This is a genomic window from Actinoplanes sp. CA-015351, assembly GCF_050955685.1.
Taxonomy (GTDB): domain Bacteria; phylum Actinomycetota; class Actinomycetes; order Mycobacteriales; family Micromonosporaceae; genus Actinoplanes.
The window spans coordinates 1,130,953-1,153,918 of sequence record NZ_CP192102.1 but is presented as its reverse complement, the minus strand read 5'-3'; the positions used below and the strand labels follow the sequence as shown (position 1 = coordinate 1,153,918).

The 22,966-nt window shown below is 68.9% G+C and carries 18 protein-coding genes; 5 read left to right on the top strand and 13 right to left on the bottom strand.

Going from position 1 to position 22,966, the window contains the following annotated elements:
• Positions 1-15: 15 nt before the first annotated feature.
• The 4 genes from ACQP2E_RS05280 to xylA form a co-directional block, all read right to left on the bottom strand.
• Positions 16-1,491 carry an RICIN domain-containing protein gene (locus tag ACQP2E_RS05280; protein ID WP_433828744.1) on the bottom strand — a complete coding sequence of 492 codons (1,476 nt, stop codon included), beginning with the start codon at positions 1,489-1,491 and terminating at the stop codon, positions 16-18.
• A gap of 2 nt (positions 1,492-1,493) precedes the next feature.
• Positions 1,494-2,924: a pectinesterase family protein gene (locus ACQP2E_RS05275; protein ID WP_433828743.1), complete on the bottom strand. Its 1,431-nt coding sequence runs from the start codon at positions 2,922-2,924 to the stop codon at positions 1,494-1,496.
• A gap of 138 nt (positions 2,925-3,062) precedes the next feature.
• Positions 3,063-4,463, bottom strand: coding sequence for a xylulokinase (xylB, locus tag ACQP2E_RS05270; RefSeq protein ID WP_433828742.1), 1,401 nt, complete (start codon positions 4,461-4,463; stop codon positions 3,063-3,065).
• Positions 4,464-4,465: 2 nt separating this feature from the next.
• On the bottom strand, positions 4,466-5,650 hold the full coding sequence (gene xylA, locus ACQP2E_RS05265) for a xylose isomerase (protein WP_433828741.1): 1,185 nt from the start codon (positions 5,648-5,650) through the stop codon (positions 4,466-4,468).
• 74 nt (positions 5,651-5,724) lie between these two features.
• Here xylA and ACQP2E_RS05260 point away from each other — a divergent pair, with 74 nt between their 5' ends.
• Entirely contained in the window at positions 5,725-6,852 is a 1,128-nt protein-coding gene (locus tag ACQP2E_RS05260) for an ROK family transcriptional regulator (protein WP_433828740.1), read from the top strand.
• Between the two features lie 122 nt (positions 6,853-6,974).
• On the opposite strand, the gene ACQP2E_RS05255 is transcribed toward ACQP2E_RS05260, so the two are convergent.
• Entirely contained in the window at positions 6,975-8,489 is a 1,515-nt protein-coding gene (locus tag ACQP2E_RS05255) for a substrate-binding domain-containing protein (protein ID WP_433828739.1), read from the bottom strand.
• 434 nt (positions 8,490-8,923) lie between these two features.
• Positions 8,924-9,982, bottom strand: coding sequence for a lactonase family protein (locus ACQP2E_RS05250; protein WP_433828738.1), 1,059 nt, complete (start codon positions 9,980-9,982; stop codon positions 8,924-8,926).
• A 384-nt stretch (positions 9,983-10,366) separates the two neighbouring features.
• On the opposite strand from ACQP2E_RS05250, the gene ACQP2E_RS05245 reads away from it, so the two are divergent.
• Positions 10,367-11,434, top strand: a complete 1,068-nt coding sequence (locus tag ACQP2E_RS05245; protein WP_433828737.1) for a LacI family DNA-binding transcriptional regulator — start codon at positions 10,367-10,369, stop codon at positions 11,432-11,434.
• A gap of 37 nt (positions 11,435-11,471) precedes the next feature.
• On the opposite strand, the gene ACQP2E_RS05240 is transcribed toward ACQP2E_RS05245, so the two are convergent.
• Positions 11,472-12,278 (bottom strand): hypothetical protein, encoded by an 807-nt coding sequence (locus tag ACQP2E_RS05240; RefSeq protein ID WP_433828736.1) that lies wholly within the window; start codon positions 12,276-12,278, stop codon positions 11,472-11,474.
• A gap of 68 nt (positions 12,279-12,346) precedes the next feature.
• Here ACQP2E_RS05240 and ACQP2E_RS05235 point away from each other — a divergent pair, with 68 nt between their 5' ends.
• A complete protein-coding gene (locus ACQP2E_RS05235; RefSeq protein ID WP_433828735.1) occupies positions 12,347-14,008 on the top strand; it encodes a BTAD domain-containing putative transcriptional regulator in 1,662 nt (553 codons plus the stop codon).
• Between the two features lie 6 nt (positions 14,009-14,014).
• On the opposite strand, the gene ACQP2E_RS05230 is transcribed toward ACQP2E_RS05235, so the two are convergent.
• Genes ACQP2E_RS05230 through ACQP2E_RS05215 form a run of 4 tightly spaced genes read right to left on the bottom strand, consistent with a single transcriptional unit; the run spans position 14,015 to position 18,029 of the window.
• A complete protein-coding gene (locus tag ACQP2E_RS05230) occupies positions 14,015-14,614 on the bottom strand; it encodes a GTP-binding protein (protein WP_111648158.1) in 600 nt (199 codons plus the stop codon).
• Entirely contained in the window at positions 14,595-14,981 is a 387-nt protein-coding gene (locus tag ACQP2E_RS05225) for a DUF742 domain-containing protein (RefSeq protein WP_433828734.1), read from the bottom strand. Before ACQP2E_RS05225 ends, ACQP2E_RS05230 begins: the two co-directional genes overlap by 20 nt.
• Positions 14,971-15,393 (bottom strand): roadblock/LC7 domain-containing protein, encoded by a 423-nt coding sequence (locus tag ACQP2E_RS05220; RefSeq protein WP_111648160.1) that lies wholly within the window; start codon positions 15,391-15,393, stop codon positions 14,971-14,973. Before ACQP2E_RS05220 ends, ACQP2E_RS05225 begins: the two co-directional genes overlap by 11 nt.
• On the bottom strand, positions 15,390-18,029 hold the full coding sequence (locus ACQP2E_RS05215) for a sensor histidine kinase (protein ID WP_433828733.1): 2,640 nt from the start codon (positions 18,027-18,029) through the stop codon (positions 15,390-15,392). Before ACQP2E_RS05215 ends, ACQP2E_RS05220 begins: the two co-directional genes overlap by 4 nt.
• 350 nt (positions 18,030-18,379) lie before the next feature.
• Between ACQP2E_RS05215 and ACQP2E_RS05210 the strand changes: the two genes are divergently transcribed.
• Positions 18,380-19,093, top strand: coding sequence for a hypothetical protein (locus tag ACQP2E_RS05210; protein ID WP_433828732.1), 714 nt, complete (start codon positions 18,380-18,382; stop codon positions 19,091-19,093).
• Between the two features lie 12 nt (positions 19,094-19,105).
• Positions 19,106-20,092 carry a hypothetical protein gene (locus ACQP2E_RS05205; RefSeq protein ID WP_433828731.1) on the top strand — a complete coding sequence of 329 codons (987 nt, stop codon included), beginning with the start codon at positions 19,106-19,108 and terminating at the stop codon, positions 20,090-20,092.
• A 60-nt stretch (positions 20,093-20,152) separates the two neighbouring features.
• Here ACQP2E_RS05205 and ACQP2E_RS05200 read toward each other — a convergent pair whose 3' ends face one another.
• Positions 20,153-20,680 (bottom strand): hypothetical protein, encoded by a 528-nt coding sequence (locus tag ACQP2E_RS05200; protein WP_433828730.1) that lies wholly within the window; start codon positions 20,678-20,680, stop codon positions 20,153-20,155.
• A gap of 94 nt (positions 20,681-20,774) precedes the next feature.
• Positions 20,775-22,868 carry a M48 family metallopeptidase gene (locus tag ACQP2E_RS05195; protein ID WP_433828729.1) on the bottom strand — a complete coding sequence of 698 codons (2,094 nt, stop codon included), beginning with the start codon at positions 22,866-22,868 and terminating at the stop codon, positions 20,775-20,777.
• Positions 22,869-22,966: the final 98 nt, after the last annotated feature.

Below are 22,966 nucleotides of genomic sequence, written 5' to 3'. Positions count from 1 at the left end.
CGGCGCCGCGTTCCCTCAACCCCCGATGTTGGCCTGCGGACCGGCGTACTTGGCGAGCAGGGCGGGTACGTCCGCCGCCGCGTCCAGGGTGTACGCGTAGAAGCTGCTCGGCGTGAAGGCCGAGCCGTTGGTGACCTGCTTGCCGGACGAGTTCTTCACGATGCTGCCGCTCTGCTTGAGCTGGCCCTTCGTGAGGTCGTCGACGTTGTACGGGTTGGCCACGTTGTCGAAGTAGCTGTTCTCCAGAACCATCTTGGTGCTGCCCCGCGACAGGTTGCCGTACGAGGTGATGTTCTGCAGGTAGTTGTTGTAGAGGTGGGCGTACGCCACGTTGTCGGTGCTGGGGTTCCGCTGGTTGGTGTTCTTGATCCAGTTGTGGTGGATCGTCATCCGCGCTGTCACGTTCTCGGTCCAGCCGATGCCGAACGCTTTGTTGCCGGTGTCCAGCAGGTTCCAGGACACGGTCAGGTACGTGGTGTCCTTCCGGCTGTCGATCATGCCGTCGTTCATCCGGGTGATCTTGTTGTGGTCGATCCAGATGTGGTCGGCCGTGTCCATCTGGATGCCGTCGTAGTCGTACGTCTTGTCGTCCGGGTCGTCCTCGGTCATCTGGGTGTCCCGGATGGTGAGGTTGCGGATGATGACGTTCTTGACGCCCGTACCGAGGAAGAACCCGCCGCCAACGATCTCACCGCTGGTGCCGGCACCGACGATGGTCTTGTTCGACGTCACCTTCAGCTCGGTGCCCTTCGGGGTGATCGTGATGGCCTTGGCCACCTTGATAACGTAGGGCTCGGTGGCGGTGACGTACTTCGTCAGGTCGGCGAGGGTCGACACGGTGACCGTGGCGCCGGCCGCGCCGCCGGTCGTGCCGCCGCCGGTGGACGCGAAACCGTCCGGGGTGGACGCCCAGGTCCGGCCGCTCGAACTGGCGGTCGGCGCCGCGGTGGCGCCGGTGACCGGGGTGAACGCCCACTGCTTGTTGCTGTTGGCGGTACACGTCTCCTGGATGATCGACGCGCCGTTCGCGGTCGAAGCTGCCTGGTCGGAGATGCACAGGCCGGAGGCGATGTTCACGATCTGGAACGTGTCAGTGCCACTCGCGACAGCCTTCCACTGCTGGTTCGTCTGCGAACCGACACAACCCCACTGCTGCAACCGCAGACCCGAGGTCGCCGCACCCGACGGCACATCGACACACTTACCGCTGTTCACGTTCTGCAACAAGAAATTGCTACCCGACGCGACCAGCTTGAACTGCTGCCAGGCCGAACCCGTGGTGCAACCCCACTGCTGAAGCAGAGCACCGTTGTCCTTCGACGCGGCCGGCACATCGATGCACTTACCACTCTTCTTCACGACCAGCTGATAGGTGCTGCCGGCTGCCGGTGCGGCGGCCGCGTTGGAGGGCAGGACCGCCCAGCCGATGATCGCAGCGGGTACCGCGATCACGACGGCCGTCAGGGCTGCGCGCTTCTTGGCGATTTTCATGATCAACCCACCGGGTTCCAGTTGTCCGAGCCCGCGAGGTACTTCTGCGGGGTGTAGTTCGCCGCCGTCGACGCGCTCATCTGCGGGCGGTTGCTGTTCGTGGTGGCGCCGGAGCCGGTGTTCGCGTACTCGAAGAACCGGGCGGTCTGCCAGGTGTTGCCGGACATGTCGATCCACGGCTGCGCGGTCTTCATGGTGGCGCTCAGGCTCGTCTCCCGGAACAGCACCTGCGCGTCCTGGCCCCACGGGCGGCCGAGCTGGGTGGTGTTGTTGGTCAGACCGGTCACCGTGGACTTGTAGATCAGGAATCCGTACGCGTTGGCCGCGTCGGTCCGGGCCGCCGTGATCGGGCCACCGGTGCTGCGCTTCTGGTAGATCTTCGTCGCGTTGATCACCGTGGTGCCGCCGCCGAAGATGAAGTCGACGGTGCCCTCGACGTACGAGTTCTTGATGTACGAACGGCCGCTGTTGAGCAGCAGGGTGTCCTGCGCGCCGAGGAACCGGACGTTGTCGAAGATCAGCCGGTCGGCGTTGAGGTTCGCGGCCACGGCCTGGCTGCCTTCGCCGTAATCGTTGGAGATCGTCAGGTTGGTGGCGTTGGTCTCCTTGCCGTTGGCGAAGAAGGTCGCGCTGCCCGAGGTGCCGTAACCGCCGGCGTTGCTGCGGTTGTTGACGATCACCACGTCGTCGGACGAGTCACCGCCGCCCTGCAGCGTGATGTACGGCTTGTTCGACGGAATGGTCACGATCTCCCGGTACGTGCCGGGCTTGATGGTGATCGTCTTACGGCTGGTGTTGTTCGCGGCGACCGCGTCGACGGCGGCCTGCACGGTCTTGTACGTTCCGGTGCCGTCCGCGGCCACCGTGAAGGTGCCGGTACTTCCGCCGGACACCAGGTTGAACGCCCACTGCTTGTTGCTGTTGGCGGTGCACGTCTCCTGGATGATCGACGCGCCGTTCGCCGTGGACGCGCCCTGGTCGGAGATGCACAGGCCGGAGGCGATGTTCACGATCTGGAACGTGTCGGTACCACTCGCGACAGCCTTCCACTGCTGGTTCGTCTGCGAACCGACACAACCCCACTGCTGCAACCGCAGACCCGAGGTCGCCGCACCCGACGGCACATCGACACACTTACCGCTGTTTACGTTCTGCAACAAGAAATTGTTACCCGACGCGACCAGCTTGAACTGCTGCCAGGCCGAACCCGTGGTGCAACCCCACTGCTGAAGCAGAGCACCGTTGTCCTTCGACGCGGCCGGCACATCGATGCACTTACCACTCTTCTTCACGACCAGCTGGTACGTGCTGCCGGCGGCGGGGGCGGCCGCGGCGTTCGACGGGAGCACGGCCCAGCCGATGAGTCCGGCGGGTACGAGCAGCGCGGTCGCGAAACCGAGCAGTTTCCGCCTGCGAGATCTTCTCTCTGCCATTGCGGGTCCTTCCTACATGCGGGGATGCCGGCCGGGGACAGCCGGGAGGTTCCGTGCATGTAGATGCCGCTGTGGCGAGAGGACAACAAGTTTTCGGCCGGCTCTTTTGGTCACGTGCTCGAGCCGGCCGAAATCTTGTCAGCGGGTGCGGTCGATCACCGCGTTCTGTGCTGCCGCGTACTGCTCCCGGATCAGCGGGACGGGTGCGTCCTCGTAGATCTCGGGGGTGGCCGCCGACCACGCGGGCGGGTTGTCCCCGCCGAGCGCGACCCAGGCGGCCTGACGGGCCGCGCCGTCGGCGACGTACTCACCGGGCGGCGGGACCAGGACCGGCTTGCCGAAGAGCGCCGGCGCGATGCGGCGGACCGCCTCGCTGCGTGCCCCGCCGCCGACAAGCACGATCCGGTTGGCCACGGCGCCGTGCGCGACCAGGGCGTCCAGGCCGGCCGCGAGGGCGCAGAGCATCCCCTCGACGGCGGCCCGGGCCAAGTGTGCCGGGTCCGAGGTCTTGAGCGTGAGCCCGTGGATCGCGCCGGTGGCGTCCGGCCGGTTCGGCGTCCGTTCCCCTTCCAGGTACGGCACCAGGACCAGGCCGTCGGCGCCCGCCGGAGCCGACAACGCCAGCTTGGACAGCTCGTCGTGGTCGACGCCGAGCAGCTTGGAGGCCGCATCGAGCACCCGGGCCGCGTTGAGCGTCACCACGATCGGCAGGAACCGCCCGGTGGTATCGGCGAAGCCGGCCACCGTGCCGCGTCCGTCGATCGGGGCCACGTCGGAGGAGACGAAGACCGTGCCGGACGTGCCGATCGAGACGATCACGTCGCCGGGTAGCGCGCCGGTGCCGAGAGCGGCCGCCGCGTTGTCGCCGGCGCCGGGACCGAGCGGCGCACCGTTGGGAAGGTGCCCGGCGATACCTGTCGGTTCCAGCACCTCGGGGACCCGGATCCGCCGTCCGAAACCAAGTTCGAGCAGATCGAGACGGTACTCGTTGGTCTTCGCGGACCAGTAGAGCGTGCCGCTGGCGTCGCTGCGGTCGGTCTTGATGTCCGCGATGTCGGTCGAGCCGGAGAGTTTCCAGGTCAGCCAGTCGTGCGGCAGGCAGACCAGGGCGACCCGAGCCGCGTTCTCCGGCTCGTTGCGGGCCAGCCAGCGCAGCTTGGTCAGCGTGAAGCTGGCGACCGGGACGATGCCCACGGCCTCCGCCCACTTCTCGCCGCCGCCGAGTTCCTCGATCAGATCGGCGGCCGCGCCGGCGCTGCGTGTGTCGTTCCACAGCAGCGCCGGGCGGACCACCTCACCGTTCTCGTCCAGCACGACCATGCCGTGCTGCTGGCCGGCGACCGAGGCGGCGACGACGTCGTCGAGACCGCCGGCTTCCTCGATCGCCTGCTGCAGCGCGGCCCACCAGGCATCCGGATGCACCTCGGTGCCCTCCGGATGGCTCGCCCGTCCCTGCCGGACCAGCGCGCCGGTCTCGGCGTCGCGGATCACGACCTTGCAGGACTGGGTCGAGCTGTCGATCCCGGCAACCAATGCCATGGTCAGCGGGCTCCGAGGAGGTGGTCGATCGCGAGCTGGTTCAGCTTCACGAAGCCGAAGCCCTTGGCGCCGACGGCGTCGGCGTCGTAGTCCTCGAACGCGCTGCGGTCGGCGAGCAGCTCGGCGTAACCCTCACCCGGGTTCAGAGTCGGCTTGCCGAGCTCGGCGACCTTGCTGGCGGCGAGTGCCTCCTGCACCTCGGGATCGGCGCGGAACGCCTTGGCCCGCTCCTTGAGCAGCAGGTACATTCGGATGTTGGCCTTGGCCGACTCCCAGACGCCGTCGTAGTCCTCGGTGCGGGACGGCTTGTAGTCGAAGTGACGCGGTCCGTCGTACGCCGGGGCGCCGCCGGGGCCGTTCTCCAGGAGGTCGACCAGGGAGAACGCGTTGAGCAGGTCACCGTGGCCGAAGACCAGGTCCTGGTCGAACTTCGGGCCGTGCTGACCGTTCAGGTCGATGTGGAAGAGCTTCTTGTGCCACAGCGCCTGGGCGATGCCCTGGGTGAAGTTCAGGTTCGACATCTGCTCGTGCCCGGTCTCCGGGTTGATGCCGAACAGCTCGGAACGCTCCAGCTCCTGCACGAACGCGATGGCGTGGCCGGCGGTCGGGAGCAGAATGTCGCCGCGGGGCTCGTTCGGCTTCGGCTCGATGGCGAAGCGCAGGCCGTAACCACGGTCCTCGGAGTACTGCGCGAGCAGGTTGAGCGCCTCGCGGTAACGGTCGAGGGCGGCACTGACGTCCTTGGCCGAGTCGTACTCAGCGCCCTCGCGGCCGCCCCAGAGCACCAGGGTCTTGGCGCCCAGCTCGGCGCCGAGGTCCATCTGGCGCAGCACCTTGCGGATCGCGTAACGCCGCACGGAGCGGTCGTTGCTGGTGAAGCCGCCGTCCTTGAACACCGGGTGGGTGAACAGGTTGGTGGTCACCATCGGGACGACAAGGCCGGTCTCGTCGAGCGCCTTCTTGAAGCCCGCGATGATCCCGTCGCGGGTCTGGGCGTCCGCGCCGAAGGGCACCAGGTCGTCGTCGTGGAAGGTGATGCCGTAGGCGCCGATCTCGGCGAGCTTGTGCACCGCCTCCACCGGGTCGAGTGCCGCGCGGGTGGCGTCACCGAACGCGTCACGAGCCTGCCAGCCAACGGTCCAGAGACCGAAGGAGAACTTGTCATCGCGTGTGGCCTGGACCGACACGGTTACCTCCGGGAAACGCGGTTGATTTGTTTATTGGTTGAATTATTTGCCGGGGGTATGGCATTGTCAAGGGCGTGACGGCCCGCCTGACTTCTCGTTCCAGCGCACCCGTCCGGCAGTCGAGCGTGCGAGCCCATAATCTCGCGCTCGTGCTGCATACCGTGGCAAACAGCACAGATCGGCCCTCGCGGGCGGCCGTCGCCGCCGCGACCGGGCTCACCCGGGCCACCGTCTCGGCACTCGTTGACGACCTGGTCGCCGGTGGTCTGATCACGGAGCTGGACCCGCCTCCGCGTACCGGTGCCGGGCGTCCTGCGGTTGGTCTCGCGCTCAGCTCGACCGGTCCGGCCGGTCTCGGCTGCGAGATCAACGTCGACTATCTGGCCGCCTGCGTTGTTGATCTGACCGGCACGGTCCGGCAGCGCTTCGTCGAGCACGCCGACCAGCGCCCCTCCGGCGCCGCACAATCTCTGGAAGCACTGGGCCGGCTCGCCGCCCGGGCCCGGCTCGCCGCCGAGGCCGAGGGCCTCACCGTGGCCGGTGCCGCGCTCGCCGTGCCCGGCCTGGTCGCCGGGAACGGCTCGGTGCGGGTCGCGCCCAACCTCGATTGGCAGGACGTCGACGCCCCGGCGCTGCTGCGCGCCGTGCCCGAGCTGGCCGACCTGCCGATCAGCGTGGACAACGAGGCAAACCTGGCAGCGCTCGGCGAGCTCCGGGTCGCCGGGGGTGACCCCACGTTTCTGTACGTGTCCGGCGAGGTCGGCATCGGCGCGGGACTGGTGCTCGACGGCCAGCTCTACCGGGGTGTGCGCGGGTGGAGCGGCGAGATCGGGCACGTCACCGTCTATCCGGACGGCCGGCCCTGCCGGTGCGGCGCCCGCGGCTGCCTGGAGCAGTACGCCGGACAGGAAGCTCTGGCCGGCGACCTGCCCCTGGCCGCGGCGTCCCTCGGCATCGCACTGGCCGCCGTGGTCAACCTGCTCGACGTGCCGGTGATCGTGCTCGGCGGGGCGTACGCGCCACTCTTCGCCGAGCTACGGGCCGGGATCGCCGAGGAGCTCAGCCGGCGGGTGCTGACCTCGGGGCTTGCCGATGTCGCGTTGCGGCCCGCCGCGCTGGGCGCCGACGCGGCGATGCGCGGGGCTGCCGACACCGTGATCCGGGCGGTCCGCGACGATCCGGCGGCATGGCTGCGGCGCTGACCGTCGCTGCGCGTACCCACGGGGTCGTTTGTGCGTACCCACGGGGTCGTTTGTGCGTACCCACGCAATGAAGAGCGACCGCCGTCCCGAGAGGGACGGCGGCCGCTGAGCGCAAGCACCGATCAGCTGGCGCCGGTGCGCGTTCCGATCGCCTCAAGGAAGATGTCGCTGATGCGGGCCGGGTCAGGGGCGATGAAGACGCCGCTGCCCTTGACCACAGCAGAGATCTTGTCGAGCTCGGCCTTGTTGACCTCGTTACCGATACCGATCAGCACGAGGCGGACCGGCTTCTTCGGGTCGACCGCCTTTTTCAGCTTTTCCAGGAACTCGTCCTGGCTGAGGCCGTCGGGGTTCAGGTTCTCGCCGTCGGTGAAGAGGATGACCGAGTTGCTCCGGCCGGCCTTCCAGCCGTTCTGAACCTCCCCGTAAGCGGCGAGAACCGTGTCGTAGAGACCGGTCGCGCCGTCCGGCACCGGGTTGAGCTTGCCGATCGACTCCTGGAGCTCCTGACGCCCCGCGGTGAGCGGCGTGATCGGGACCAGTTCCTTATAGGGCTTGGTGCCGTCCAGGTTCGTGGAGAACCTCCAGACACCGACCGCCCACTTGTTGTTGAACAGAGCCAGACCGCCCGCTGCCGCTTCCTGCGTCACCTGGGCACGCGTGGCGCCACCGGCAGTCGGCACGGCCTTGGACATCGAGCCGGACACGTCGAAGACCGCGAGCACCCGGCCGGGCAGCGTGGTCGCCACCCAGGAACCGACCGCCTGGCTCAGCACCTGGCCGCTGATCCCGGAGGCGGCCTTGCCACCCTCGGAGGCGCCCGAGCTCTTCACTGCGGGCGACGCGGCAGGCGCGCCGACCGGAGCCTGGAAGCTGGCGCCGTAGGTGCCGTCCGGCGCACGCAGGCCGACCGAGGCGAGCGTCTCCTTGAAGGCGCCGCTGGACAGCTGGGCGAGCAAACCGTCGGACGCGGCGGCCTTCAGCGAGTCGACACCCTGCGGCATCACCGCGTACGGGTAGTCGAGCGGCGTCGGCGCCGGCTGCATGTAGATCGCGCTGAGCTGCACGGCCGGGCGCTGGGCGTTGAACGCCACCACGTCCTCCTCGGACAGCGGCGCGGCCTGCAGGCTGTTGCCCAGGTCGTTGGCGTCGTTCGACTTCGGGAACTGCTGGAGCAGCTCCTCACGCAGCGACGAGCGGTTCTCGGAGAGCGCGGTGAGTGCCTGGACCTTCTTCAGCTTGCCTTCCTGGCTGCTGCCGGCGATCGCACCGATCGCGAGCAGGCTCGTCAGGCCGGCAGCGTCGCGGGTCGGGTCGACGATGCCGACCTGAAGCGTGCTCTCCGTGCCGAACTGGGCGAGAAGCTGCGCCCAGCCCATCTCTTTCTCCGGCCAGCCGAAGTTCTTCGCCACCGGCTCGGGCATCGCGAGCACGATCGGGCTCTGCGCGACCGAAGCGATCTTGGTTGGCTTGAAGCCGGACGCCTCCTGCTGGAGACGCAGGAGCCAGGTCGACGAATCCGGGAGCCACACGTCGGGAACCGTCACCGACTCGGGCGCGGTGCCCAGGCCGGCGAGGGCCACGTCGTGATCACGGGAGACAGCACCGGCGATGTCGGCGGGGTTCGCAGAGGTCACATCGACCGCGACGCACGTCCCGGAGACCTCGGCACCACTCGCCGTCCACTGTTGGGCGACCTGTTGGACAGCAGGCGCGATTTCGGGAGCAGCGGCGACAGACAGGCGCACGGACCCGGTACAACCGGAGTCCGCCAACTGCTGATAACCGAGCCACGTCCCCGCAATTACGACGACTATCGCCATCGCACCTCCGACGACGCCCGCTCCCTTTGCGTTGAAGTTTCTACGATGGCGGCCAGACACGCGCTCTATAGTGTCGATCTCGGAAGCTGAATGCCATATACGTTCGGACGAAAATTACTCAGATTGGCGCTTCCCGATCTAAGAAACACTCTCCGTGACGACTCAGCTTCAATCGGTATCAACTTTTGGCTCTACCACGCCGGATTTGGCCCAAAAGATCACCGACATGCCCGGCTGACCGATCTCGCCTATGGCCTGATCATCGGGGGATTCCAGCGGAGCAGGCACGTCGGACTCGGTTCACCGGTTGGCTCTCCCTGCACACCGGGAATTCCGGTGTCCGGATCGATACGGAAAACCGTCACGTTGTGTGAACGCTGATTGGCTACGTAGAGGTGATCCCCGAGCAAGATCATGTGCCGCGGCCACACCCCGCCGGTAGGCACCTCGGCGATCAGCTCGGCCGTCTCCCCATCCCAGGAAAACGCAGAAACGGTGTCTGGTCCCCGGTTAGCCACATAGACGAACCTGCCATCGGTACGAATGGCGAGCTCCGAGGGATAGACCGGGCCGGGCAGCCGGCTCGCCGCGACCGAACCGGCCTGTTCAAGCGTCGGACCACCCGCCGGCCGGTACCAGGTCACGTCGCCGGTCAGCTCGCCGGCGAGCAGCAGCGTTCCGCGAGCGCCCCGCGCCATGTGCCGCGGGCCGGTGCCGGGCTTCGCCTCCACCGCCGGGTCGCCAAGCCCCAGCCGGCCGGAGATCGGGTCCAGTCTCGCCCGCCACACGCGGTCCGAACCCAGGTCGGAGATGAGCACCTCAGGGCCGTTCGGATCCGGCACGACCTGGTGGGCGTGCGGCGTGGCCTGACGCTCCGTGTTCGGGCCGGAACCGGAGAGCTGCAGGAGATCACTTCGCTCGGCCGGCACACCCTCGGCGTCGAGCGGGAAGACCGCGACCGATCCGCTGCCGTAGTTCGCCACCACCAGATGCCTGCCGTCCCCGGTCACCGCGAGGTGGCAGGGGTCGGAGCCGCCGGTCGGCCGGGTCGCCAGCGGGCTCAGCGAGCAGTCCGGCGCCACCGAGAAGGCGGTGATCGTGCCCTGGTCCAGTTCGTTCACCGCATAGAGCACCGGCAGGGCCGGGTGCTGGGCGAGGAAGGATGGTGACGAGGTGCGGGCGGCAAGCCCGAGCCGGGTCAGATCGCCGGTGGCCGGGTCGCGGCGGAGCAGCGTGATGCCGTCACCCTCGCCTCCCTTGTCACCGGTGTAACAGCCGACGAAGACGTACTCAGCGCTCGAACCCATGCCCTGATCCCACCACATCAGGATGTCTCCGCAAGTTCGCCTCGCCTTCTTGACCGGTACAGATGACGCGGTTACTGTACCGGTACAGACTGGATCTGGAGGTAAGTCATGGAACTACCTGCCGCGTACATCCGTGGCGTCCAGGACGTGACGACTGAGGTTCTGAGCGCCCGGCCCGACGCCCCGGTCGTGCCACCTGCGAAAACTCGTGTCCGCACACCACGGGTGCGGCTGGCACTCTCGCGTGTTCTCTACCGTGCGTCGTGCGCGGTGGCACCCGCCGGCCATCGCCCGGCCTGATCTTTGCTCGGTTCATGGGCCGGGATCGCCTTCCCTCACCGTCCGATGGAAGGCGATCCCGGTTCCCGGCGCTACCGTGTGGACATGCCCCGGGTGACGCTGCAAACCATCGCCGACCGGGTCGGCGTGAGCCGGATGACCGTGTCGAACGCGTTCTCCCGCCCCGACCAGCTCTCACCCGCCCTTCGCGAACGAGTTCTGGCCGCCGCGCAGGAGCTCGGTTACGCCGGGCCCGACCCGACCGCGCGGGCCCTCGCCAAGGGCACCACCGGCGCGGTCGGCATCCTTCTCACCGACTCACTGCGGTACGCGTTCACCGACCTGGTGGCCGGCGGTTTCCTCGCTGCCATCGCCGCGGAGCTGGCGCCGACCGGGCTGGCGATCACCCTGCTCACCTCGTCCGGCTCCGGCGACGTGGTTCCCGCCCGTGACGTCGCGATCGACGGCGCGGTGGTCTACTCCTGCGACCCCACCTCGCCGGCGGTGTCCTGGCTGCGTCGCCGGCACCTGCCGATGGTCTTCGTCGATCAGGACCAGGTGGACGACGTGTCCAGTGTCAACATCGCCGACCGCGAGGGTGCCCGCGCCGCCGCACAGCACCTCGTCGACCTGGGCCACCGGCGGTTCGCCATCGCGATGAACGGTGAGAACGGCCGGCACGGCTTCATCGCGGACCCGTCGGCTCTGGTCGAAGGTCACGCGTCACGCCAGCGCCGGCTCGGCTGGTTCGACGCCCTGGAACCCGCGGGCCTCAAGCCCGCGTTCATCCGTCACCCTCTGGAGCAGACCGAGGATGTACGCCGGGACGCCCGCCTGCTGCTGTCCGCGGCCGATCGGCCGACCGCGTTCCTGTGCTTCTCGGACACCACCGCGGTCGGTGTCCGGCAGGCCGCCGAGGACCTGGGCCTGCGGATCCCGGAGGACCTGTCGATCGTCGGGTTCGACGACGGCCCGGTCGCGGTCCGGATGCAGCCGGCGCTGACCACCGTCCGGCAGGACGTGGTGGAGAAAGGTCGCGCGGCCGCGGCGGCGCTGACCGAGGCCATCCGCGGATCCCGAGCCGGCGCGACGGCGCCGGTGTCACACGTTGTTCTGCCCACCGAGCTGGTGGTACGCGGCAGCAGCGGGCCGGCGCCACGGACCCCCGTCTGACCCGTGGCGCCGGACCGCTGTGTTTCCCTGGTCTGTCTCAGCCCTTCAGAAGGTCGTAGACATCCGCGGAAGCCTTCACCGCGTCGGCCGGCACCTTCAGCGAGCCGGCCGAGCCGTACTGGTCGTAGGTGACCTTGTAGGTGCTCGCCTTGGTCTTTCCGGCGGCTGGGATCTTCACGGTCGCCGTGGAGATCCGTCCCTCGCCGTCCACGACCACCTCGAGCGGTACGGCCTTGGCCTTCTCACCGAGCGCGGTGAGCGTGTCCTCCGAGACGATCTCCGCCTCGCTCGACTTCGTCAGGTCGGTCGTGCCGGCGTAGTGGCCGGGGGTGGTCTCCGTCAGAGCGTCGGCCGAGGACACCAGCGCGGCGACCGAGCCCGGGTCGACCTCGGCCTCGCTGTACTTCATGTCGGTGACGAAGGAGTCGGCGGTCTTGGCCGAGTCCAAGGACATCCACTTCTTGGGCAGCTTCGGCAGGCCCATGTCCGCCGTCGCGCCCTTGAAAGCGATCTTGGTCCAGACCTTCTCCTCGATGACCAGGAACTTCATCGACAGGGTGATCGGGGTGTCCGGCACCTTCTGCGTGATGTCGGCGGTCAGCGCCTTGCCGGCCGGGTCGATCACACCGCTGAACGGCGACTCGCCGCCCTTGACCGTGTAACGGAACGCCGGCGAGGACTCGTCCGGCACCGCGTCGAGCAGCGTCTCGCTCACGGTCGGCGCGGGGCTCTGCGCCGCGGTCGTCGTCTCGGTCGCGCTCTCGGTGCCGGTGGCCGCACAGGCGGCCAGCGTGGTGCCTGCCAGCAAGAGGGTTCCGGCGGCGGTGATGCGATTGCGGATCATGGCTGTCTCCTACGTCGGGGGTAGCTGCCGAGAAGACTCCACAGCACGACTGCCGATGTGCTGCGGCTATGCTGCTGCCGGCTGCGGTTCTGCTGCCGTCGACAAAAGCGCTGCTCAACAGGAGGGTCGCCGGGGTGAGTGACAGCCTCGCTGCCGTCCCGCTGCGGTTCGAGATCCTCGGTCCGGTGCGGGCCTTCCGGGGTGCCGAGCGCGTCGACCTCGGCCCGGCCAAACAACGTGCCGTCCTCGCCGTTCTGCTGCTCAGCCCCGGTAAACCGGTGCCCGTGCACCGGATCATCGACGCGGTCTGGGGCGACGACCCGCCGGAGAACGGCCCCAACGTGGTGCAGAAGTACGTGGCCGGACTGCGCCGCGTGCTCGACCCGGACCGCGTGCCGCGTACGCCCGGCGAGTTGCTCGCGCTCACCGACGGTGGGTACGTGCTCCGCGCCGTCGCCCTCGACGCGGACGACTTCCGGGCCCGGCTGGCCCGCGCCGACGCCGAACGTCAGGCCGGCAACGTGACCGAGGCAGCCGGGATCGCACACGACGCGCTCGATCTGTGGCACGGCGAGGCGCTCGGCGGGCTGACCGGCCCGGTATTCGAGACGGCCCGCAACCGGCTCGCCGAGGAGCAGGCCAGCGCCTGGGAGCTGTGGGCCGAGATCGAGCTCAGCCAGGGCACCGACAGCGGCCTGCTCTCCGAACTGGGCCGCCTGGTCGAGGAGTTCCCGCTGCGCGAGGGGCTGCGCGCGCAGCTGATGATCGCGTTGCAGCGCGCCGGGCGGCAGGCCGAGGCGCTCGCGGCTTTTCGTGACGCCCGGGAGTACTTCCTCGATCAGCTCGGCGCGGAGCCGGGCGAACGCATGCAGGAGGCGCACCGGCGGATCCTGCGGGACGAGGCGGTCTACGTCGAGGCGGTCGACCCGTGGGCCGGGCGGGACGTGACGCCGCAGGTGACGGTGGTGCCGGCTTTCCCGCCGCCGTCGTCGCCGGCTCCCCCTTTCGCTCCTTTCGCCGCGCCTGCGCCTTTGGCGGCGCCGGCTCCTTTTGCTGCGCCGGCTCCTTTTGCTGCGCCGGTTCCTTTCGTGTTGTCGCCGCCGCATCGGTCCGAGGTTCGCTGGTTCGAGGTCCTGGCCGCCGCGGCTCTGCCGATCGTCGTCTGCACCTTCGGCAGCTGGATCTGGTTCGCCTGGGCGGCGGCACAGCGCAAGACACGGCACGAGATGGTCGCGGCGATCGCGTACTTCGCCGGGTTCATCGCGGTGATCGTCCTGCTCGCGATCAACCCGGCCCCGCTGGAGAGCGACGATCTCAGCAGCGCCGAGGACGCCGGTCTGCTGCTCGCGGCGATCCTGTCGCTGACCGCCTCGGTGCACGGCGCGATCCTCGCCTCACACGGCGGCGACAACCGGCAGGCGCGGGCACGGCGGCAACTGGCCCGCCAGTTCGCGGCGGTCGACCCGGCCGGCGCCCGGCAGGCCGGCATCGGACGACCGGACCTGCTGCGCGCGTTCGACGACGGCGGGCTGCTCGACCTCAACCACGCGCCGGCACAGGAGATCGCCCGGCTGCGTGGTGTCGGGCCGGCCGAGGCACAGCGGATCGTCCAGGACCGTTATCAGCGCGGCCCGTACCGGCAGATCTCGGATCTGGTGACCCGAGGGCTGCTGGCCCCGGCGACGCTGCGGCGGATCGAGCCGTGGCTGATCTGCGTGCCGCCGGGCTGAGGGGTTTTACCTGCGTCCGGCTGCGGTCAGCTGTCGGCGGGCCACGTATTCCACCAGCTCGATCAGCACGTTGCGGGCAGCGGCCTGGTCGCGGGCGTCGAAGAGCACGACCGGGACACCCGGGTCCAGGTCGAGCGCACGGCTCACCGCGTCAGGCGCGAAGCGCTGGTGGGTGTCGAAGCAGTTCACCGCCACCACGAACGGTGTGCCCCGCTGCTCGAAGTAATCGATCGACGGGAAGCAGTCGGCCAGCCGCCGCGTGTCGGCCAGCACCACGGCACCCAGCGCACCCTGCGACAACTCGTCCCAGAGGAACCAGAACCGGTCCTGCCCCGGGGTGCCGAAAAGGTAGAGCTGGAGGTCCTCGGTGATGCTGATCCGGCCGAAGTCCATGGTCACCGTGGTGGTGGTCTTACCCTCCACGCCGGAGACGTCGTCGGCGCCCTCGGCACCGGTCAGGACCTCTTCGGTCTGTAGTGGCCGGATCTCGCTGACCGAGCCGACCATCGTCGTCTTACCCGCCCCGAAACCTCCGGCTATGAGGATCTTGAGCGCGGTGGGAATGCGCGACGAGCCGCCGTTGCGGTCAGAGCGCACGGAGTCCATTGACAACCGCCTTGAGAACGTCGACGTCGTGCGGCGCAGTCGCCGCCGGAGGTTCGTACAGCGCGATGAGGCCCGCTGAGCGTAGATCACCGAGGAACACCCGGACCACACCGATGGAGAGGTCCAGTTGGGACGCCAGCTCGACAACCGAGATCGGCTCCCATGCCGCGGCGACGATGGCGTGGTGCTCCGGCTGGAGCTGCGGACCGATCGGCAGGTCGGGAACGGTGGCGACGACGAACGCGACCAGGTCGAAGTCGCCACCCGAGGGCGCGACCCGTCCACCTGTCATCGCGTACGGCCGGACTACCGGTCCCGCGTCGGAGTCCAGCCAGTCGTGTGTCACACGCGGCTGCTCAGAGGGCATCGGACGGTGCCAGAACCGACCGATCCGGCGCGCTCATGATCTGACCCACCCGGGTCACCAGCATCGCCATCTCGTACGCGATCAGGCCCAGATCCGCGTCGGCGGAGGCGAGCACGGCCAGGCACGCTCCCTGGCCGGCGGCCGTCACGAAGAGGAACGCCTCCTCCATCTCGACAACGGTCTGGCGTACCTGACCGGCGCGGAAATGCCGGCTTGCTCCCTTGGCGAGGCTCTGGAAGCCGGCCGCCATGGCAGAAAGGTGTTCGGCGTCCTCACGACTCATCGCCGCCGAGGCGCCGAGCATCAGCCCGTCGGCCGAGAGCACCACGGCCTGCTGCGCGGTTGGCACCCGTTCGACGAGGTCGTCGAGGAGCCAAGTGAGGTTCGCGCTCTGCTTCGTCTGTGCCACTATGCGTCCTTCTCCAGCCTGAGGTTCTCACCGGTGCCGTGCGCGCGGTCGCCATCCGCTGTCTCGGTCCCGGATGCTGCATTGTCCCGAGCCGCCGCAACATCGACGAGGGCCGGGAAGCTGACGGTATCGTCCGGATTCACCGGAAGTTCGGTGCCTTCGGATTCGGTACGGGCCGCAGCGTCACGGCCACGGGTGGTGCCGAGCTGCAAGGCGCTCATGAGCGTACGGACCTGCTCCGGGCTGCGTTCTGGCGCGGTGGATTCCCGCTCCACGACCGGTTTGCGCAGCTGCGGCGCGAGGCTGGCCTGGCGTACCCGCTTCGGCAGTCCGTCGAGGCCGATCTCGCCGGTCGGCTCCTCGTCGAGGGTCTCCAAAGGAGATGGTCCCCGCTGGGCGGGAACCCGCGGCGCCTGCGGCGCCGTCTCGGCCTCGGTCTCGATCTCGCTCACCGCCGGAGCGGAATTCCTGGGTACGGAACGCGGCGCCGCCGTCAGCTCGGCGGGCATCTCCAGAGTCTCGCTGGGCTTGCGGCGCACCCGCCGGCGCTGGACCAGACCCTCGACGCTCAGCTCCTCGGCGACGAGGCTCGGCGCCGGGCCGCCCGGGTCAGCGGTGCCGGGTTGCGGAAGCTCGCTGGTGGACGCCCGGCGCCCGGGGGCGGTCACCTCGCGCAACTCTTCGCCGCCCTGCCACTGGAGCTCTGCCAGCGACTTCCGCAGCGGGTCCTCGTCGCCCGAACCGACAAGTGGCGCGTTCCAGCCACCGGACGATCCGCCGCCCGGTCCGGCCGGCAGTGCGGGCGCGCTTGTCACCAGGTCACCGGGGATCAGCACGATCGCGGTGATGCCGCCGTACGCGGAAGCGCGCAGCGACACCCGGATCTGATGCCGGCCGGCGAGCTGGGCCACCACGAAGAGGCCGAGGCGGGCGCTGTCGGTCGGGTCGAAGTCCGGCGGCTCGGCGAGGCGGCGGTTCGCCTCCTCGATCGCCTCAGGGCTCATGCCCAGACCACGGTCCTCGATCTCGAGGGCGTACCCGTTCGGCAGCACCTGGCCGACGACCTGGACGCGGGCGTGCGGCGGGGAGAACGACGCCGCGTTCTCGATCAGCTCGGCGAGCAGGTGGATCACGTCGCCGACCGCGCGGCCGTAGACCGCCGAGGAGGTGATGGCCCGGATGTCGACCCGCTTGTAGTCCTCCACCTCACTGATCGCGCCACGGACGACGTCGATCACCGGGACCGGGTTGCGCCAGCCGCGGCCGGGCGCCGCACCGGCGAGGATGACCAGGTCCTCGGCGTGCCGCCGCATCCGGGTGGCGAGGTGGTCGACCCGGTACAGATCTTCGAGTTCCTGCGGCTCGGTCTCGCGGCGCTCCATCCGGTCCAGCAGCGAGAGCTGGCGGTGCAGCAGGGTCTGGCTGCGCCGGGCGATGTTGAGGAAGACCTCGTTGATGCCGCGGCGGACGTTCGCCTCGTCGACCGCCGACTGCACGGCGGTGCGCTGCACCTCGTTGAACGCGTGGCCGAGCTGGCCGATCTCGTCGCCGCCGTACTCCAGCGGGGGCGTCTCCACCTCGACGTCGACGGCCTCGCCGCGCTGAAGCCGCCGGACCACCGCGGGCAGCCGCTCCGACGCCATCTCCAGGGCCTCACGCCGCAGCCGGATCAGGCGGCCGACGATCGACCGTCCGAACCGGACCGAGACGAGGATCGAGAGGACCAGGGCGGCCAGGCCGAGCAGGCCGGCCACGCCGAGCCAGAGCAGCACGCTGGCAGCCAGCGGCGTGGCGTCCTGGGCGACCTTGTCCACCTGGCGCAGCACGAAGTCGCTGAGTTCGGCGTTCGTCCGGTCGTAGGTCGGCTGCCAGTCCTCGCCGGAGACCGGCGGCGGCCCGCCCGCGTAGCTGTCGCCGATCAGCTTGTTCTGCATGATGTCGAGGTCGACGAAGGCCGAACTGGTGACGACCCGCGCGTACTCACCGCGGGACGCCTCCGGCATGTCGTCGACACCGGACTTGAGCAGGTAACGCGAGTTGGCGATGTCCTCGATCAGGATGCTGCGGTTGATCGCGTTGATGAAGCCCGCCGTGTTCGCCCCGGCCAGCATCGCGTCGACGCGGCTCAGGCGCTCCAGGCCGCGCAGCGCGTTGATCAGGCCACGGACCTCACGGTCGACCCGCTCGTGGAAGAAGATCGCCGCGGAGGTGGACACCTCGAACGCGGCGTCGATCATGTTGCTGAAGTCACGCACGACCGGGAGAGCGTCCTTCTCCACCCGGTCGTCGACCCGGTTGCGGGCCGCCGGCAGGCCGTCCAGCAGGACGAGCAGCTCGTCGACCCGGGCGGTCACCGTCTCGGTCAGATCCGCGTCGCCGATGGCCTCACGGAGCACGCTGACCGCCTGATCGGTCGCGGCACGCTCGTAGTTGAGGTCGGCTGCGGACGGTTTGGCAGCGGACACGTAGATCGTGGAGAAGTGCCGCTCGCGCTGAAGCTGAGCGATCAATTGCAGTCCCGGGTTACCGAGCTTGTGCACCGCGTCGCGTGCTTCGAGCAGGTTGAGAGCCGGTCCGGCGGTCACCACGGTCGCGAACACCCAGAGCGCGAGCAGCGCGACGAGAGGCACCGCGACCATCGCGGTGATCTTCGAACGGATAGACCAGTTACGGCTTCTCATCAGGCTCCGCCCGAGGGGTTCGGTAGGAAACGATCAATGCGCCTGCCTCCCCTGGCGGCCGATCAGAATGGGACGACCGTCATGCTCGGGCGCACGCGCTCCGGAAGAATACGTAATGACGTGCGTCTCAGCTAGCTCCCCGGTCTCCCGGATGCTGAGCATCCGTCCCGTTTGTCCAGCCAGATCGGCGTGCGATCTTTTTAAAGAGATCGTCGGGGTTACGACAGTGCGCCTCAGGCAGAACGTGAACCTGAGGGTTGGCGCCCGGTATCAGGTGGGAATACCTCCTTGGGAAGAAGGAGGAACTGATGTCCGCCACCCTCACCATCGTCCTGATCGTTGTGGTCCTGCTGGTCCTGGCAGCGCTCGCCTTCGGCATCCCGGCAATGCGGCGCCGCCGGCTACAGCAGACCTTCGGCCCCGAGTACGACCGTGTGGTCGCCGACACCGGCAACCGCACCGAGGCGGAACGAGAGCTGAACGAGCGCACCAAGCGGCACGCCCAGTTCGAGCTGAGTCCACTGTCGCCGGAGTCACGGTCGAAGTACTCCGCCGCGTGGGAAGAAGTCCAGATCCGTTTCGTGGACGACCCGAAGCAAGCGGTCTCCACCGCCGATGAGCTGGTCACCAAGCTGATCACCGAGCGCGGGTACCCGACCGGCGATTACGACGAGCACCTCGCCAACCTGTCGGTCGAGCACGCCTCCACGCTTGAGCACTACCGGTCCGCTCACGACATCAGCGTGCGCAGCAAGAACGACGAGACCGAGACCGAGGACCTGCGGCAGGCCCTGGTCCATTACCGCGCCCTGTTCGCCGACCTGCTCGGCGAAGAGCCGGTCGCCGGCAGCAGCTCCATCGCCGGCACCAGCACCAGCACCGGCACCAGCGCCCCGGCCCCTCGCACTCCGGCCGACGACACGATCACGGACGATGCGCCGGCTCGCACCGTGACCGACACTGAGGACACCGCCCCCGAACCCGGCGTCGCGCGCTCCCGCCCCGACGCCACCAGCCGCTGAGGAGCACCAACGATGCGCTTCTTCTCCAACGATGCCAAGGACAACGTCGAGGACCAGGACACCGCCGACCGGACCGGGCAGGACACGCCCGCGGCGGAGGTTCCCCAGCAGCGGGCCGGATCACCGTGGCAGCACGGCCCGGCCGACACCGACCGGACGCAGGTGACCGAGCCGGCCGCGTTCGGAACGCCGGCGCCCGCCGCGGCGGACGACGTCGACACCCGCGATTCTCGCGATTCGCACGACTCGTTCGATTCCTACGACTCCATCGACTCTCGCGACGCCCGCGACTCGCTCGACGCCCGCGATTCGCTCGATGACCGCCTGCCGGAGTCGGATGCCGACCGGACCGTCGCGCTCGACACCACCGACCAGGACAAGACTGTTCCGATCGGCGCCCGAACCGACAAATCCGATTTCTCGGACGAGCCGGGACGGCACACGCCGGACGAAACGGTCGACCTGCCCCTTGAGGACAAGGCCACGGCGATCGACGAGCCCGCCGACGCCGAGCCCGCCGACAGGCGTGCCGATGTCTACGAGCCCGCCGATGCCTACGAGCCCGTGGACGCCTACGAGGAGAAGGACGCCGACGCGTTGAAGCGGGACGACGACACGATTCTCGATGACAAGGCCGCGGTGGCCGACGAGCCCGAGACCGTCACCGAACCCGAGGTCGTGACCGACCCCGAGGTCGTGACCGAGCCCGAGCCTGAGCCCGTCGTCGCCGCCGTCACCGACGGTCCCGTGGCGTTCTTCCCCACCGGTGAGACCCAGGCACTGAAGGACCGCTGGCGTGACGTGCAGCTGCGTTTCGTCGACGACCCGAAGGGCGCCACCGGCGAGGCCGCCACGCTGGTCGACGAGGCCGTCGACAAGCTCACCACGGCACTGCGTGATCACCGCGGTTCCCTTGCCAAGGGCACCGATGACACCGAGTCGTTGCGGGTGGAGCTTCGTGCGTACCGAGACATCCTGGACCGGCTCCTCGGCCTGTAGATCTCGCAAGGCAGAAAGGGAGGGGAGCCATCGGCTCCCCTCCCTTGATGTTTGTCCAGGTCAGTTGAGTGTGAAGCTCGACAGCGGTGCGCCGCCGCCGGTGTCCTCGGACGGCGAGCCGGACGGCTCCGGGTCCTCGCTGACCTCGTCGGTCGGCTCCTCGGACGGCTCGAGTGAGGGCTCCTCGTCGAGCGACGGGCTCGGCGAGACGACGGGTGCGCTGGTTTCGATGCTTTCGCTGGTGGACGGCGCGGCCGACGGGCTGAACGACGGCGACGGCGACGAGGAGCTGGGCGTCACGACGATCGCGGCCGCGGAGCTCGACGACTGCGCGGGAGACGGGCTCGGCGAGGTCGCGGAGACCGCCGGGTCGGGGTAGACCTGGATCCAGTCCGCCTGGTCCGGTGTCTCACCGGCGCCGACGCCACCGAAGTCCATGTCCGTGGCGGGGTACTGCTCCTCGCCGACGGGAGCGGGACGCTCGTTCGGCGCGACGTTGACGGTGCCCAGCTGGGCACCGAGCCAGAGGGCCGGACCGAGCCCGACCGAGACGATGGCCCCGAAGAGCGTCAGTGGACCGCGTTCCATGAGCGCCCTCCCCCGGTATGGAGACGATCGTCGCGCCTCGACCGCTGACCCTGCTACCCAATTCAGCCGACGGTGAAGCGAACATCTCCTGAGGTTATTGTGACCCAAAGTGACGTAACGGTTGCTCATCCGTCGGGGATGAGACTGTCTGGCCCTGGGTACGCAGGTCCGGCTCAGAGGGTTCAGTCGATGTTTCGATCGAGGAGCGCTGATCCGGGATCACCGGCCGGGTCCCGGTGAGGAATGTCACTGCATCGTCCCAGGCTTTCCAGCCGCCGGGGAGTTCGTCGGCGTCGAGAGCCTGGCGAAAATTAACCGTTGTGTTGTCGCGGAGGTCGATGGTCCAGCCTTTCCGGCGACCGGGGAGGGTGGTCACGCCGGTCACGTCGGCGTAGGAGAGAAATCGCTCCCCCACCGGATTTAGCGGATTTGTCGCCCTTGTGGTTACTCCACCCGCCGACACGCCGTCAGCCGCGAACTTCGTGAGCCGCCGCTTCGCCTCGTGCCCCCGGCCCCGAGGCAGGCCGGGCACCAGCAGCAACCCCAGATCCGTGATCAACAGATCGGTGCGAACACCGTCGGCCGTGAGATTGACCAGCCCACCGAGAATCTGGCTGCGCGCGGGTACGCCGTCACCAGCCGTCGCTGCGAGATCAACACCGATCTTCTCCAGGTACTCGCGCACGTCCTGGACCATCCCCGGCTCGGCCGCCGCCCGGGCGAGCTCAGCGAGGTTGAGGTAGGAGCCGTCGACACCCACCACCTCGGCCGCCCCGGTCCAGCTGTGCCGCCACCGCACGACACCGCTGCGCAGCGCGGCGAGCGCCAGCATCAGCCCGAGCAGATCGATCATCCGCTCGGTGGTCTCCTCCGGCGAGTTCCCGGCGAACAACACCTGCGCCGCGGCACGCAACCGGCCGTCGGCGGCAAGCTCCAGCACCTGGGCCGGGCCGGTCACCTCACTTCCGGCAGCGCGGGACACGGTCGCGAGCGCGGCCTCGGCCTCCCGCTCCATCTCAGCGGTGCGAGCCAGGCTGAGAAATTCATCCCAGGACACGACGGTACGCCCACCGGCCGGGTACGCGACGTCCTGAAGCGCCCGCCCGAGCCGTGGAAGATCCGGCACAAGCTCAGGGTCAGGTTCCGCCGCGAGTGGTTCCTCGGACGTGGTTTTTGATATGGATCCGGGCGCTTCCGTGGATTCAGGTGCCGTGCTGGCCGTGTCGGATTCGGGTTCCGGCGTCGTGGCGGTGGCCGGCTTCAGCTTCTCCATCTCGGCGATCCGCTCCGCGACCGGCGGGTGGTTGTCCGACGGGCCGGCCGGCTCGGGCTCCTGGCCGCGCAGCTGTGCCATCTCCGCTGACCGGGCGGCAAGCACTCGCAGCAACCCGCCGAAGACGTCATCCGGCACCAGACCGGCCTGCCAGCCGGGTGCTACATATTCGGCGTGGAACAACCGCTGCATCCCGGCCAGCGCCGGTAGGTCACGCAGCACCGCGACGACCGCCTCCGCACCGGCGTGCTCGGCCGCGATCCGGTCCGCGGCGAACTCCTGCGCCCGGCTGAACGGCGCATCGATCCTCCGATAGAACCCGGCGTAAGCACGCAACGCCACCCCGGCCGGATTGCGCCGATGAATCCGCGGAACCACCCGCCCGACCGCGACCCGGCCCCGGTACGCGACAGGCGCCCACCGGCTGAGGCGCGGCGAGAAATGCGCCAGCTCGTGCGCGACACCGGCCCGCAGCAGTGCGGGTTCCCACGCCTGAAGAAGCGGAAGCCCCAGGTAGAGATCGCGGGGCCCGCCGACGATCCCGAGCAGGCGGGTCCGTTCGCCGACCGTGACGGTGGCTTCGGCCACCACGATCAGACGGTCCGGTGAAGCGACGGAAGCAGCCTTGGCCGCGCCGTCGACCAGTTCCCACAGCTTCGGCGCGCGGTCCCGGGTCACCTCCACGCCGGCCGGCAGTCGCCTCCTGGTCTGAAGGGCGCGCCAGGTCGCGTACCCAAAAGCTCCGAATGTGGCAATGCTCAGCGGAACCCCCGCGCGCACCGCGACGGTGCTCGGCAGAATCGACAGCACCGCCCAGAGGATCACCAGGACGAGGGCCAGCTGCGCCGCCACGATCAGCAGAAATCCGGCGAGGGCCGCAACCGGGGCCGCCGCTGATCGCGCACTGTTGCTCAAGACCGTGTTCCTCCTTCGAACCGGGCCCAGACTAGGGCCAATTCGTTGCCGGACACGCCTCACGGTCCCGCAGGGAGTTGTACGGCCGCCACCGCCGT